Source organism: Microvirga zambiensis WSM3693 (assembly GCF_016735695.1).
Taxonomy (GTDB): Bacteria; Pseudomonadota; Alphaproteobacteria; order Rhizobiales; family Beijerinckiaceae; genus Microvirga; species Microvirga zambiensis.
Genome location: NZ_JAERQD010000023.1, coordinates 1 through 13,416 on the forward strand (window position 1 = coordinate 1; position 13,416 = coordinate 13,416).

Below are 13,416 nucleotides of genomic sequence, written 5' to 3' on the forward strand. Positions count from 1 at the left end.
CGCAGGGTGAGATGACGGCGAGGGAAACGTCATCCCGGGAGGAGCGTGGCGCTGTCATCCCGGACGGCGCAGCCGAGCCGGGATCGCTGGAGGAGCGTGGCGCTGTCATCCCGGACGAAGCAAAGCGAAGATCCGGGATCGCAAGCCGAATAAAGCGCTGTCATCCCGGGGCGGCGCAGCCGAGCCCGGGATCCAGAACCGCCGACGCCGCAGAACCATGCGCGACGCGGATCGTCTCGTCCTGAGACGACGCGGTTCCGGATCCCCGCCTGCGCGGGGATGACAAGGTCGAGGGTTCCTGCGCGTCGTTCTGCATACGATCCCGGATCGTCGCTCACGCTCCGTCCGGGAGGACGTAGAGGAGCGCGCCGAACGGGAATGATGCAGCCTCGATATTTCATCTGGCGAAAAACCACATTCCCGCCCATCGGGGCTTATATGATCTCGGAATCGAGGTTCATTCCGCCTTGACCTGCGGCGCGCGATCCACCATGAGGGTTTGCAAGGTTTTTACCCAACCCTGGCCTTGCGCCGGGGTTTTTTTATGTGAGGCTTTAAGCGATGGCGAACGTGGTTGTCGTGGGCGCCCAATGGGGCGACGAAGGCAAGGGCAAGATCGTCGACTGGCTGTCCGAACAGGCGGACGTGGTCGTGCGGTTCCAGGGCGGGCACAATGCCGGCCATACCCTCGTGATCGGCGAAAAGGTCTACAAGCTGTCGCTGCTGCCCTCCGGCGTCGTGCGCCCGGGCAAGCTCTCCGTCATCGGCAACGGCGTCGTGCTCGATCCGCATGCGCTCGCCGGCGAGGTGGCGCGGTTGTCCGAGCAGGGCGTTTCGATCTCCCGCGAGAACCTGCGCGTGGCCGAGAACGCCACGCTGATCCTGTCCATCCACCGCGAGCTCGACGCCCTGCGCGAGAGCGGCAGCGCCGGCACCAAGATCGGCACTACCAAGCGCGGCATCGGCCCGGCCTACGAGGACAAGGCGGGCCGCCGCGCCATCCGCCTGATGGATCTCGCCGATCTGTCCGCACTGCCGGAAAAGATCGAGCGGCTGCTCACGCATCACAACGCGCTTCGCCGCGGCTTCGGCCTCGAGGAGTTCGGCGCCGACGCGATCTACGAGGAGCTGGCCTCCGTCGCCCCGAAGGTGCTGCCCTACATGGATGCCGTGTGGCGCCTCCTCGACGAGGAGCGCAGGGCCGGCAAGCGCATCCTGTTCGAGGGTGCGCAGGGCGCGCTGCTCGATGTCGACCACGGCACCTATCCCTTCGTCACGTCCTCCAACACGGTCGCCGGGCAGGCTGCCACCGGGTCGGGCCTCGGCCCGGGCAGCGTCGGCTACGTGCTCGGCATCGCCAAGGCCTACACGACCCGCGTCGGCGAGGGACCGTTCCCGACCGAGCTGTTCGACGAGACCGGCGAGCTGATCGGGCAGAAGGGCAAGGAATTCGGCGTGGTCACGGGCCGGAAGCGCCGCTGCGGCTGGTTCGACGCGACGCTCGTGCGCCAGACCGTGAGCACCTCCGGCATCGACGGCATCGCGCTCACCAAGCTCGACATCCTCGACGGCTTCGAGACGATCAAGATCGGCGTCGGCTACAAGCTCGACGGTGAGATCATCGACTACTTCCCCGCGAGCCAGGGCGCTCAGGCGCGGGTCGAGCCGATCTACGAGGAGATCGAGGGCTGGAGCGGGTCGACCGCCGGAGCGCGCTCCTGGGCCGACCTGCCGGCGCAGGCGATCAAATATGTCCGCCGCGTCGAGGAGCTGATCGGGGCACCCGTCGCCGTTCTCTCCACCTCGCCGGAGCGTGACGACACAATCCTGATGAAGAACCCCTTTGAGGGTTGACGACGGAGCCGCAGCGGGTCATTCCCTGTGAGAAATGGCAGATTATTACCCTCTCATCGCGCGGGCCGTCGAAGGCCTGCCCGAGCAATCCAGCGACCAGCGGCACGCTGTGTACGAGCGTGCCCGTACGGCACTGATCGCGCAGCTGCGCAATCTGAATCCGCCTCTGTCCGAGGCGGAGATCCAGCAGGAAGGCCGCTCCCTCGACGAGGCCATCACCCGCGTCGAGGCTGATTACGCAGTGGCAGACGGGGCCGTCGCGGATGATTTCGCAACGGCCCATTCCGGCGATCACGCTGCCGCAGGAGGTTCGCGTGCCGCGCCGCCGGCGCACGGCCTGCGCGCGCCGGCGCCGCCGATGGCGGCCGACGACGAGGTGGAAGACGACACTCCTTACGCCGAGCCCGCCGTCGCCCGGCCGAAGGTCGACAGCCGGCCGCATCCGGCCATGCAGAACAAGGGACGGACGCGGACGATCATCTTCGGATCGGTCCTCGCCTTGGTGATCGCGGCGATCGCCGCCTTCGCCTTCCTGTGGCGCGACAGGCCCGAGAATCTGCCGCCGGAGACGCCCGTCGCAGAGGCACCGCAGGCGCCGCCCGCCGATTCCAAGATCAACGAGCGGGTCGGAGGGCAGGCCGCGCCGGCTCAGGCGCCCGCGCCCGCTCCCCGTCAGGAGGTCGCGGCGGTTCAGCGTGCGGTCTTCTACGAGGAGGATCCCGCCAATCCGCAGGCGCCGAAGGCGCAGGTCGGGCGCGTCACCTGGCGCCTCGAGGACGTCAATCCAGGCCAGGGCCAGCCGCTCGAGCGGGCGGTCACCGCCATGATCGAGATTCCCGATGCGGGGCTCAACATGCGGATGGTCCTGCGGCGCAATCTCGACACGACCCTGCCGGCCTCGCATACGGTGGAACTCACCTTCACCACCCGCGAGGGCGACCTGACCCGCGTCATCCGCGACGTCGGCCTCCTGCAGTTCAAGGACGAGGAAGCGGCCCGCGGGACGCCGGTGGCAGGTCTCCCGGTGCCGGTGCGCGAGAACCTTTTTCTGATCGGCCTGTCCAACCTGCAGGTCGACGTGGCGCGCAATACGCAGCTGTTCGTGCGCCGCAACTGGATCGACCTGCCGGTGCGCATGGCCTCCGGACAGCGCGCGATCCTGAGCTTCGAGAAGGGCGCCTCCGGCAACCAGATCCTCAACAACGCCTTCAGCCAGTGGCAGTAGGCTAGAACGTTTTTCGGCGAAGAGGATCCGGCTCGCCGTAAAAAATGTTTCAAAGCAAAAAGCCGCGCGAGAGCGCGGCTTTTCTCTTGGTCGACGATTGTCGGTGGGATTTAGGCGTCGGCCGAGGTCGTCTCGATCTGGGTCAGGTTCTTCTTGACCGCTTCCTGGATCTTCTCGAAGGCGCGCACCTCGATCTGGCGAACGCGCTCGCGGGAGACCCCGAACTCGGTGGAGAGTTCCTCCAGGGTGATCGGATCGTCCGACAGACGGCGGGCTTCGAAAATGCGCCGCTCGCGCGGGTTGAGCACCGAGAGCGCATTGCGCAGGGCCTTGAGCCGGTTCTGGCCCTCTTCCTCCTCGACGAGCGTCTGCTCCTGGCTCTGGCCCTGATCGACGAGCCAGTCCTGCCATTCCCCGCCGCCCTCGCCCTCATCGCGTAAGGGAGCGTTGAGCGAGGCGTCGCCGCCGAGACGACGGTTCATGTCGACCACATCCTGCTCGGTTACGCCGAGCTGGGTCGCGATCTGCTTGACGTTGTCGGGATGCAGGTCGCCTTCCTCGAAGGCGGAGATGCGGCCCTTGGCCTTGCGCAGGTTGAAGAACAGCTTCTTCTGGTTCGCGGTGGTGCCCATCTTCACGAGGGACCACGAACGCAGGATGTATTCTTGAATCGCCGCCTTGATCCACCACATGGCATAAGTGGCGAGGCGGAAGCCCTTGTCGGGCTCGAAGCGCTTGACGGCCTGCATCAGGCCGACATTGCCTTCCGACACTACTTCGCCGATCGGCAGGCCGTAGCCGCGATAGCCCATGGCGATCTTGGCGACCAGGCGCAGGTGGGACGTGACGAGCTTGTGAGCGGCTTCGCGATCTCCATGCTCGCGCCAGCTTTTGGCGAGCATATATTCCTCATGCGGCTCGAGCATGGGGAAGCGACGGATCTCGTCGAGATAACGCGAAAGGCCTCCTTCATTGGCAAGCACCGGAAGCGCTGCAGCCATAGTTTCTCCTCCTCTGGCTCCCTCAGGGTGAGGCAAGCCTGTGGCGGCCCCCCTCCATGGCCGGCCGCCGAACGTGTCTATATAAGCGGTTCAACCGTGTCCGAATAGAGGCGTCAGGCTTCAAGACGTGGTGAACGCTCCAGACTCCCAAGGGTGCCAGCGTGGCCGCATTTTGCGGCCGATTGACGCTAAATCGGCGCCCTCAGGGCCTGCAGGAGGGCGGCCATGTCCGCGGGCAGGGTGCTCTCGAAACGTAGGAATTCGCCGCTGCGCGGATGTTCGAAGCCCAGGATCGCGGCATGCAGGGCCTGCCGGTTCAGGGCGTTCAGGGCCTCCCGCTGCGGCTCGCCAAGGCGGTTCGCCTTGGTCTTGAACCCGGAGCCATAATTGGCATCGCCGAGCAGCGGATGGCCGATATGCGCCATGTGCACGCGGATCTGGTGCGTGCGCCCGGTTTCCAACTCGCAGCGCACGAGGCTCGCCAACGGCAGGGCCGGGGGCAGATCCTCCAGCACCTCGTAATGGGTGATGGCGTGGCGACCTCGCTCCTCGCCGACCACGACGATCTTCTCGCGGTTATGCGTGGAGCGGGCGAGCGCCGCCTCCACGATGCCCTTCCGTCGGTCGGGCACACCCCAGAGGATCGCCAGATAGGAGCGTTCCAGCGGCCCTGAGCGGCCGTGATCGGCGAATTGCGCCGCCAGCGCCTGGTGAGCGAGATCGTTCTTGGCCACCACCAGAAGCCCTGACGTGTCCTTGTCGAGACGATGCACGATGCCCGGCCGCTTCACGCCGCCGATGCCGGAGAGGCTCTCCCCGCAATGGGCGATGAGGGCATTCACCAAGGTGCCGGAATCATGCCCGGCCGCGGGATGGACGACGAGCCCGGGCGGCTTGTCGATGACGATCACATCGTCGTCCTCGTAGACGATGACGAGCTCCATCGCTTCTCCGGCCGGCTCAGCCGGCACCGCCGGCGGCACCGTCAGCGCAATCCGCGCGCCGCCCGCCACCTTGCGGTTCGGGTCGAGCACCGGCACCCCGTCGACAACCACCTGGCCGTCCCGGATCAGCGCCTGCAGGCGGCTGCGCGACAGATCGCCCTGCAGCCGCGCCAGCACCCGGTCGAGCCGCTCAGGCGCCAGAGTGTCGTCCAAATGCCATTCCTGTCGAACCGCGTCGTTCACCACATCCTCATTCCAACCTGCGCCCTCGCTTTTTTCGGCAAAAGGGCTTGAAGCAAATCAGAAGGGTGGTTATACGAGCGGCCTCCACCTTGCTAGCTCCCTTCGTCTAGCGGTCTAGGACGTCGCCCTCTCACGGCGAAAACAGGGGTTCGAGTCCCCTAGGGAGCGCCAAAGGTTCGATAAGGCCTTTGAACGCCTTAACCTCACCCATAAATATCTTGACGCTCGTCAAACGGGACGGACCGGCGCTATGCGCATCCCGGGCTTCTCCAAGCCTGAGGCGCAATTCGTTGAATTACGCGCCAGGGAAAAGCCAAGCTGGCCCTTAAGATTAAAAGCCGATCTCAAACCGAGCCGAGACAGGGTTGGCTAACCCTGTCTCGGAGCACGCTGAAAGTATCATCGATCGAAGGGCATCCGATGACTTGCCGAAACTACTCGGCTTCGGAGAACACCTCTTCTCTCTTGTTCCGGATCTGGGGAAGAACGGTCACGAGCAGCAGGGCGAGAGCGACGAGGAGAATTCCCGCCGAGATCGGATGCGTCACGAAGATCCACGGATCGCCACGAGACAGCTGCAGCGTCCGGCGCAGGTTTTCCTCCAGCATCGGCCCAAGGATGAAGCCGAGCAGCAAAGGTGCCGGCTCGCATTTCATGCGGACCAGCAGGTATCCGACGAAGCCGAAGATCGCTGCGATATAGATCTCGAAAGTCTGGTTCTGGATCGAATAGAGACCGACGACGCAGAACATCAGGATTGCAGGATAGAGCACCTTGTAGGGAATGGTGATCAGCTTGACCCATAACCCCACCATCGGCAGGTTGAGCACGACCAGCAGCACATTGCCGACCCACATCGAAGCGATCAGGGCCCAGAAAAGATCCGGGTTGGTCGTCATTACCTGCGGGCCGGGCGAGATGTTGTTGATCATCATCGCGCCCATCATCAGCGCCATGACGCCGTTGGAGGGCAGGCCCAGAGTCAGCATCGGGATGAACGAAGTCTGAGCGGCCGCATTGTTCGCGGCCTCGGGACCCGCCACGCCTTCCACCGCACCGTTGCCGAATTTCCGTGGCTCGCGCGAAACCCGCTTCTCCAAGGTGTAGGCGGCGAACGACGCCAGAGCGGCTCCTCCGCCAGGCAGAACGCCGAGGACCGAGCCGATGAGCGTACCGCGTACAGCAGCGGGAGCCGCGGCATCGAACTCCTTTTTGTTGGGCCAGAGCGAGGTGATCTTGTGAATGGCCGGCCCGCTGCCCGTCTTTTCCGCAACCGTGCTGATGATGTCGGCGAAGGCGAACATGCCCATCGCCAAGGCCACGAACTCGAGTCCCGAGCTCAGCTCGAGAAAGCCGAACGTAAACCGATAAGAGCCACTGCTGGCATCGACGCCGATGCAGCCCAGGATCAATCCGACCAGCACCATGCAGATGGCTTTGAGCAGAGACCCGTGAGCAAGGATGACCGCTGCGACCAATCCCAGCACCATCAAAGAGAAATACTCCGTCGAGCCGAATGACGATGCGACATTGGACAGGATCGGCGAGAAGGCGGCGACGACGCCAGTCGAGACCGTTCCCGCGAACACGGAGGCGAGGGCGGCGATGGCCAGGGCTGCACCGGCGCGGCCCTGCTGAGCCATCTTGTAACCGTCGATTGCGGTGACCACGGAAGACGATTCGCCGGGGAGATTGACCAGGATTGCCGCTGTCGAGCCGCCATACTGGGCACCGTAATAAATGCCTGCCAGCATGATCAGCGACGAGATGGGATCGAGCGCATAGGTCAGCGGCAGCAGCATCGAAATGGTGGCGAGAGGCCCCAGCCCGGGCAAGACGCCGATCGCAGTGCCGAGAAGCACCCCGACAAAGCAGAAGAGGATGTTCTTGATCTCTAACGCGTGTGAGAAACCGAGACTCGGATTGGCGATCAGATCCATGTCATAGCCCCCAGAGCAACGGTATGCGCAGGTCCAGGCCCAGGATGAAAATGGCGTATGCCATGGCAGTAAGCACTGCAGCAGTGATGACGACCGGCAGGATTTTGACATTCCGTCCGGCAAAGGCAGAGATGATCACCAGGGCAGGGATGGCGATCAGAAGTCCTGCCGTCAGCAACAGGCTCGCGGATATGACGATGGCCAGCGTGATGATGGCGGCGGATCGCCATTCCAGCGGGGCAATTCGTTCCGATTCAGCGCGCAGCGACTGCACGATCACGAGGCTGCCGGTGACGGTGAGCAGGATGCCGAGCCAGAAGGGGAAGAAACCAGGTCCCATTCTGGCAGGCGTGCCGAGCGGATACTGCAGTGCCAGCGTTGCAACGATAAGTCCGAAGGCGGTGAAAAATAGACCGGATTGCCCATCGGGGCTCCGTAGAAGATTCATGGTTCTCCTCCTGAACGGCCGAGCAGGCGCCAGGAGCAGCTTTTGAGAGCTGCATCCTGATGCCCGCTGGCATGATCCCAACCCGACATTAACGGCATGCAGGTCGTTTTGGTGGGAGCTATAGGTTGCACTTATTGTTCAATCGGCATTCCCGAGGCTTTAATCACGGATTCCCACTTTGCAACGTCCGCTTGGATCCGCTGGGACACGACGTCCGGACCACCGTGGAACGGCTCCATGCCGAATGAAAGCATCTTTTCGCGAATGTCAGGCTGGTCGATGATGCGCTGAATCTCCGCATTGAGCTTCTGCTTGACCTGATCCGGTACACCTTTGGGCGCGACGTACGAGTTCCAGCTCGAAACGTCGAAGGGCGCTACGCCGCTTTCCTCAACCGTCGGAGTGTCGGGATACACGGGCGAGCGCTTGCTCCTGGTGGTCGCAATGAGCTTGACCTGCTTCGTCTTGATAGGGCTCATGGCGCCGGAGACGATCTCAAGGGCGACGTCGACCTCTCCGCGCGCCACCGCGCCCATGAGTTCAGGCGTGCTGTTGTAGGTCACGATCTCGACCTTGATGCCTGCCACTGTCGCAAACAGCAGTGAGGAGAGATGCTGCGTGCTTCCCACTGCGACCGAACCGATATTGATCTTTCCCGGATTGGCCTTCGCCTTCTTGACGAGGTCCTGCACGGACTCGATGCCCGATTGAGGGGAGGCGACAACGACGAGACCGAACTCGGCGACCGGTGAAATCGGCTGGAAATCGGTGATCTGATCGGGCTTCTGATTGGGCATGAGCGTGCGTCGGATCGTGGCCGAGTTGCCCATGTTGAGCAGGGTGTAGCCTTCCTTGTCGCCCTTGAAGGCCTTTTGAGTTGCGACTGCGCCGCCGGCGCCGGGTTGGTTGTCGACCAGGAAGCGCTGTCCAAGGGAATCTTCGAGCTTCTCTGAGATGAGGCGCGCCGCGATGTCGGACACGCCTCCGGTGCCGAACGGCAGGATGATCGTGACGGGACGAGTCGGATATTTGCTCTGCGCCATGGCGGGAGCGCTGAATCCGGCGAGGGCGGCGACAGACATGGCGACGACGACGGCGGTGAAGCGTCTGCGGCTAAACTGACTTGAAGCGTTCATTGTTTTGTTCCTCCCAAAAATTGCACAGCGTTCCTGCCGCCGACCGGTCCGCTCGGATCCGGTCGGCGGCGTATTCGTCAGGCCCTCCTCAGCGTAGCCTTGGCCTTCTGGCCACTCTCTCTGAGACAGGGTGCAATCACTTGAGCACCGGGTAAAGCCTGAGGGCAGTTCCACCCATGATCTGGGCGCGATCGGCTTCGGAAAGGAAGGCGAGAGCTCCCTCACACCGCTCGACGATCTCCCCCAAAGTCCCGGGCGATGCAGGATAATTCGAACCCCATGCGATGCGTTCGGGACCGAAGGCATCCACCAGCTTCGGCAGGAAGGTGGCGGGCGAGGCCTTGCCTTCGTTCATGACCTTGAGGGCCGAGGGAGTGTACTTGATGACAAGCTGCGGATAGCGCGCGGCGAGATCCAGAACGACCTGGGCGTTCGGGTAGGGCTCTCCCGTCGAAAGGTCGGGCTTCGCCATATGATCGAGCAGGACCGGCACATCCGGGAACCGGTCCATCATGTCGCGGAGCATGCCGAGGCCGCCTACGGTGGCCTGGATGCAGATGGGCAGGCGGATCTGGGAGGCATAGTCCCAGACCGGATAGGTCTTGGGATCGTTCAGCCATTCGGCTTGGCCTGGCATCGTGCTGCCGGTGGTGAAGAAGCGCAGGCCCGTGCATCCTTTCGCCAGCCAGGACTTCAATGTCTCGACGGCGTCGGGCGCAAGGGCGTCGATCGAACAAACTGCCGTCAAACGGTCGGGATACTGAGCGACGGCGTCGGCAACCAGGCTGTTGTCGAAGCCGTAGGTCGTGGACGAATGAACGAGCGCTGCCTTCGCAACGCCGCTTTCGTCCATCGCTGCGATCAGTTCTTCAGCCGTCAGCGAATGGGCCGACTTGGACCAGTCGGACCGCTTGCCGCCGAGCGGCGCCATCGGATAGCGCTCGGTGTCGGGCGAAACGATATGGGGGTGAATGTCGACGCGTGGATAGGACATGTGGGGAAAGCCGTTCGTTTAAGAGGGATGCATCAGATATCGACGAACACGGACTCGCGCGTCGGCCGCTCATCGATGAGCCGCTGCTGGTGAGCGTATTGGATGAGCGCATCGATCGAGGGCGCATTGGCCTTGAGGCCGAAGACCAGCGGATCGGGGCCGACGACTTTCATGTCGCGGATATAGCGCTTGTCGGTCGCGTCCTCGGCCTCGCCTCTGGCAAGCCGGTCGAGCTGGAGCTGCTTCGAGGCCTGGAACGCGTCCATCAGCGCTTCGGGCAGCCACGGGTTGTCGGCGAGGACGTCATCCTTCACGACCACGATGCCATGGATGGGATAGATGCCGGTGCGGCCGTACCATTCCGCCTCGGCCTTGGCGGTATCGGCGATGACTTCGGGATATTCATCGGCTGCGATGCCGCCGCCTTGCCAGCCCTCGGTCGGTGCACCTGCGCGGCCGATGCCGGCATTGCCGGTAAAGCCAGCCTGGATCTCGCCTTTCGCGAAGAGTTCGGCCAGTGAGCGCCCCTCGGGCACACGGATCACGTTCGACGGCAGCTTCATTGTCGTGACGTGCTCTTCGTCATCGACCATCCATTTGACGCGGTCCGGATCAACGCCGTACTCGTTCTGCAGGATGCCGCGCGTCCAGACGCCCGTGGTGACCGAATATGCGCGCACGCCGACGATCTTGCCTTCGAGGTCCTTAGGCTCGTTGATCTGTGCATCGGGCCGCTTGACGAGACCGTGATGGTGAAAGCGCCGCATGAGCACGATCGGAAGTGCCGTGAACCGCACTCCGTGGGCACGCGCAATCAGATAAGTCGTAGGCGCCAATTCGCAGACATCATATGCGAGATCGCGAACCATGTGGCGGAAAGCGGCGATGATCGGATTGACCTGAACGAATTCCGGTTTCACGCCCTTGATCGGGATGTCGCCAGACTTGAGGCCCCGCGTCGTGCTCGTGTCCCCGAGCGCGATCTTCAAATTCAACATCAGCTGTTTCTCCCTGAAAGACCTGCCGGCCCGCGTCCTGATGTTGTCGCGGGCGTCGATACAACCACCTCGGCCCTATGGGACGAGCCCTGCTGTCGTCTCGTCGAAGAGTTCGTCGACGCTGAACCGCCGCGGAATGATCTTTTGTTCGAACGCCCACTCGATGGCCAGGCCGATGCCCTTGCGGTTGGCTTCCAGGCCGAAAGGCGGCTGCAGGGCATTGCTGGTCGACACCGCGCGGCTTTCCACGAGCAGCCGGAATATCTCTGCGACAACGTCGGGACGGTTTTTCGCGAGATCACGATGAACCACGAACATGTGGTTGATCGGGACGACCTGTTCGCGCGCCGACCACTTCTTTCCTTCCGCGATCGCATCCGGAATCAGCGTGCGGATCCTGGGATCATCGGGCATGTCGTTGCCGAGGATGGCGGCGGAGATTTCGCCCGCGTAGAGCAGCTCGGCCAGCTTGGACCCCTTGGGCAGACGCTGGCAATTGGATGGATCCTCATATTCGGCGAGGTGGCTTTCATCGAGGGTCAGCCACGTCACCTTGTCGAGATCGACTCCATATTCATGCTGCAGGATGCCTCTGACCCAAAGGCCCGTCGTCTGGGCATAGGAGCGTACGCCGACCTTCTTGCCTTCGATGTCCTTGGGGTTGAGATCGCCGAATTCACTGTTGTAGCCGATGCAGTGATGCTGCGTGCGCCCGGAGATCGGAGCCGGCAGGAGAATATAGGGTTTGCCGTATGCAAAGGCCTGTAGAAAGGTGACGATGGCAAGTTCGCCGGCGTCGAATGCGTTCTCGCGCAGCATCGGCTTGAAGCCGTCATGCGCAGTCTTGGGACCGCAGAAATCGAACTCCACCAGAGGCGAGTTGAGGGCGCCGGTCTTGAGCGCCACCGTATTCGGATAGTCGGCGAGGTTGGTCCGCAGCTTGACTTTGCCGGATGACACGTTGTCCATTCGAATCTCCCTGATCTCAGGTCGGGGCGCGGCGATCCGGCGAGGCCTCTCGCCCTGTCCTTCCGCCGCCCAAGACACCTTTTTCTGCTGGTGATCGGACGCCGCGTTTGCGGTGCGGCGATCCAGCTTTTCGGGAGCAATGTATGTGATTGTTTACCCTGAGCCTCATTTGAAAGCCGGTGGGTGCCATAAGTTTTTTCTGATCGCTTGTGGGAATCAGGTCGTCGCGCGGCTTGGTTGAGGTGAGGGATCGACCGAAGGGAGCTTGTCAGAACGGACAGGCAGAATGCGTCGGGATGGCAGCTTGGCCTGAATTTGCCGGGTTAAGGTCACCAGATAGGCCCTCTTGCTGGCGCGAGAACAGCGCGGAGGCTTTTGACCGGACATGGCCAGGGACGCTGGCAACGATGATGCCGAACATGGCCCGCGAGGGGGAATTAGCTTTGCCTAAGTGAACTCAGGAAGATCTGCTGAAGCTTGGTCGGTTCCCAGTTCTTTCGCACCGTGACGCCCATCTTGGCCGGAGCATGGTCGATGGTGAAGGGTAGCGACGTGAGCTGGTTTCCCAGCCGTCGGTTGAGGGCCATCTCGGAGGCCGTCAGCACAGCTATCCTGTGACTCTCCGCCAGGAGGATGAAAATGGTCAGGAGCGAGTACGTCTCGACGCGAAAGCGCGGCATTGGACCGTTGCCGAAAATCCCCTCAAAGACGAAGCGCCGCTGAGCCCCTGGACCAGGAGAAATCCACTCCCATTCGCGCAGGTCGTCCAACGTGACCTTGTCCCTGCCTACCAGAGGATGATGGCGACTGACCCCAACCGTATAGGGGTCGGATCCCAGTTCCAGCTCGGCGACATCATCGACGGGAGGAGGGTTCTTGAGCGCGCCGACGAGAAAATCGATGGAGCCACTGCGCAGCTTGGAAAGAAGCTGGTCATAAGGGCCGCTGATCAGGCGTACGGTCACGTCGGGATGGGCGACGACGAAGCGATCCAGGCCGGCCGAAACGTAATTGCTGCCGGCCAGGAGCAGCGCACCGACCAGCAGACGTCCGCGTATCGCACCCGTTTCGGACTGGATTTCCTCGTGCGCCCATTCGAGCTCACGGACAGCCAGGTTCAGGCCGACCGCCAGCTTCGCGCCATCGGGACTGGTCGCGATGCCCTGCGCCGTTTTCACGAACAGTTTGCGACTGACCTGTTTCTCGAGGGTTCTCGCTGCGCGGTGAAGGGACGCCAGTGACACCTTCACATGGCGGGCCGCCTGCGCGAAGGAGCTGTATTCATCGACGGCCGTGAGGGCCAGGATCTGAGCGCGGGTGATACGCCGGGCGATCGACCCGATCTGGGCGGGGTTGTCGGCGTCACCTCCGAGGATTTCGGCCAGAACCGCTTCGATGCGCTCGAAGCACTTCTCGGCCCGGTAATGGAGAATACGCCCAAAATTGGTCAGGTAGGACCCGGTGCTGGTCCGGGCAAAGAGGCTCACACCCAATTCGCTCTCAAGGCTCTGGATCGCCTGGGTGACCGCGGACTGCGACCGATGAAGCTCGTCGGCCGCGCGGGTGATGCTGTCGATGCGGGCCACCTCCGCGAAGGCGCGCAACTGCGTCAAACTGGGCAGAAAAGCGCGGTCGTCCTGGGCTTTCGTCTGCTTGTCGCTCAA

11 protein-coding genes and 1 tRNA gene are annotated in these 13,416 nt (G+C 63.0%); 3 read left to right on the plus strand and 9 right to left on the minus strand.

Annotation, left to right across the window (positions count from 1 at the left end):
- Positions 1-561: 561 nt before the first annotated feature.
- Both JKL46_RS17925 and JKL46_RS17930 read left to right on the plus strand, forming a co-directional pair.
- Complete coding sequence (locus JKL46_RS17925) at positions 562-1,854, plus strand: adenylosuccinate synthase (RefSeq protein WP_201835412.1); 1,293 nt, start codon at positions 562-564, stop codon at positions 1,852-1,854.
- 34 nt (positions 1,855-1,888) lie between these two features.
- Complete coding sequence (locus JKL46_RS17930) at positions 1,889-3,079, plus strand: histidine kinase (RefSeq protein ID WP_201835414.1); 1,191 nt, start codon at positions 1,889-1,891, stop codon at positions 3,077-3,079.
- A 110-nt stretch (positions 3,080-3,189) separates the two neighbouring features.
- On the opposite strand, the gene rpoH is transcribed toward JKL46_RS17930, so the two are convergent.
- A complete protein-coding gene (gene rpoH, locus JKL46_RS17935) occupies positions 3,190-4,080 on the minus strand; it encodes an RNA polymerase sigma factor RpoH (protein ID WP_201835416.1) in 891 nt (296 codons plus the stop codon).
- Positions 4,081-4,268: 188 nt separating this feature from the next.
- On the minus strand, positions 4,269-5,267 hold the full coding sequence (locus JKL46_RS17940) for an RluA family pseudouridine synthase (RefSeq protein ID WP_201835418.1): 999 nt from the start codon (positions 5,265-5,267) through the stop codon (positions 4,269-4,271).
- Positions 5,268-5,362: 95 nt separating this feature from the next.
- Between JKL46_RS17940 and JKL46_RS17945 the strand changes: the two genes are divergently transcribed.
- Positions 5,363-5,438 (plus strand) — tRNA-Glu (locus tag JKL46_RS17945).
- 263 nt (positions 5,439-5,701) lie between these two features.
- Here JKL46_RS17945 and JKL46_RS17950 read toward each other — a convergent pair.
- From JKL46_RS17950 to JKL46_RS17980, 7 genes are all read right to left on the minus strand, one after another.
- Positions 5,702-7,207: a tripartite tricarboxylate transporter permease gene (locus tag JKL46_RS17950; protein WP_201835420.1), complete on the minus strand. Its 1,506-nt coding sequence runs from the start codon at positions 7,205-7,207 to the stop codon at positions 5,702-5,704.
- Between the two features lies 1 nt (position 7,208).
- On the minus strand, positions 7,209-7,655 hold the full coding sequence (locus JKL46_RS17955) for a tripartite tricarboxylate transporter TctB family protein (protein ID WP_201835422.1): 447 nt from the start codon (positions 7,653-7,655) through the stop codon (positions 7,209-7,211).
- Between the two features lie 131 nt (positions 7,656-7,786).
- Entirely contained in the window at positions 7,787-8,791 is a 1,005-nt protein-coding gene (locus JKL46_RS17960) for a Bug family tripartite tricarboxylate transporter substrate binding protein (RefSeq protein WP_201835423.1), read from the minus strand.
- 136 nt (positions 8,792-8,927) lie between these two features.
- Positions 8,928-9,785 (minus strand): amidohydrolase family protein, encoded by an 858-nt coding sequence (locus tag JKL46_RS17965; protein WP_201835425.1) that lies wholly within the window; start codon positions 9,783-9,785, stop codon positions 8,928-8,930.
- A 32-nt stretch (positions 9,786-9,817) separates the two neighbouring features.
- Positions 9,818-10,783: a PhnD/SsuA/transferrin family substrate-binding protein gene (locus JKL46_RS17970; protein WP_201835427.1), complete on the minus strand. Its 966-nt coding sequence runs from the start codon at positions 10,781-10,783 to the stop codon at positions 9,818-9,820.
- A 75-nt stretch (positions 10,784-10,858) separates the two neighbouring features.
- Positions 10,859-11,752 (minus strand): substrate-binding domain-containing protein, encoded by an 894-nt coding sequence (locus JKL46_RS17975; RefSeq protein ID WP_201835429.1) that lies wholly within the window; start codon positions 11,750-11,752, stop codon positions 10,859-10,861.
- Positions 11,753-12,189: 437 nt separating this feature from the next.
- Entirely contained in the window at positions 12,190-13,416 is a 1,227-nt protein-coding gene (locus JKL46_RS17980; RefSeq protein WP_201835434.1) for a LysR family transcriptional regulator, read from the minus strand.

Bases quoted from the DNA above. Each gene is read 5' to 3' on its own strand.
- JKL46_RS17965 (WP_201835425.1), bottom strand. From the start codon at position 9,785: ATGTCCTATCCACGCGTCGACATTCACCCCCATATCGTTTCGCCCGAC.
- JKL46_RS17950 (WP_201835420.1), bottom strand. From the start codon at position 7,207: ATGGATCTGATCGCCAATCCGAGTCTCGGTTTCTCACACGCGTTAGAG.
- JKL46_RS17970 (WP_201835427.1), bottom strand. From the start codon at position 10,783: ATGTTGAATTTGAAGATCGCGCTCGGGGACACGAGCACGACGCGGGGC.
- JKL46_RS17960 (WP_201835423.1), bottom strand. From the start codon at position 8,791: ATGAACGCTTCAAGTCAGTTTAGCCGCAGACGCTTCACCGCCGTCGTC.
- JKL46_RS17930 (WP_201835414.1), top strand. From the start codon at position 1,889: ATGGCAGATTATTACCCTCTCATCGCGCGGGCCGTCGAAGGCCTGCCC.
- JKL46_RS17955 (WP_201835422.1), bottom strand. From the start codon at position 7,655: ATGAATCTTCTACGGAGCCCCGATGGGCAATCCGGTCTATTTTTCACC.
- rpoH (WP_201835416.1), bottom strand. From the start codon at position 4,080: ATGGCTGCAGCGCTTCCGGTGCTTGCCAATGAAGGAGGCCTTTCGCGT.
- JKL46_RS17925 (WP_201835412.1), top strand. From the start codon at position 562: ATGGCGAACGTGGTTGTCGTGGGCGCCCAATGGGGCGACGAAGGCAAG.
- JKL46_RS17975 (WP_201835429.1), bottom strand. From the start codon at position 11,752: ATGGACAACGTGTCATCCGGCAAAGTCAAGCTGCGGACCAACCTCGCC.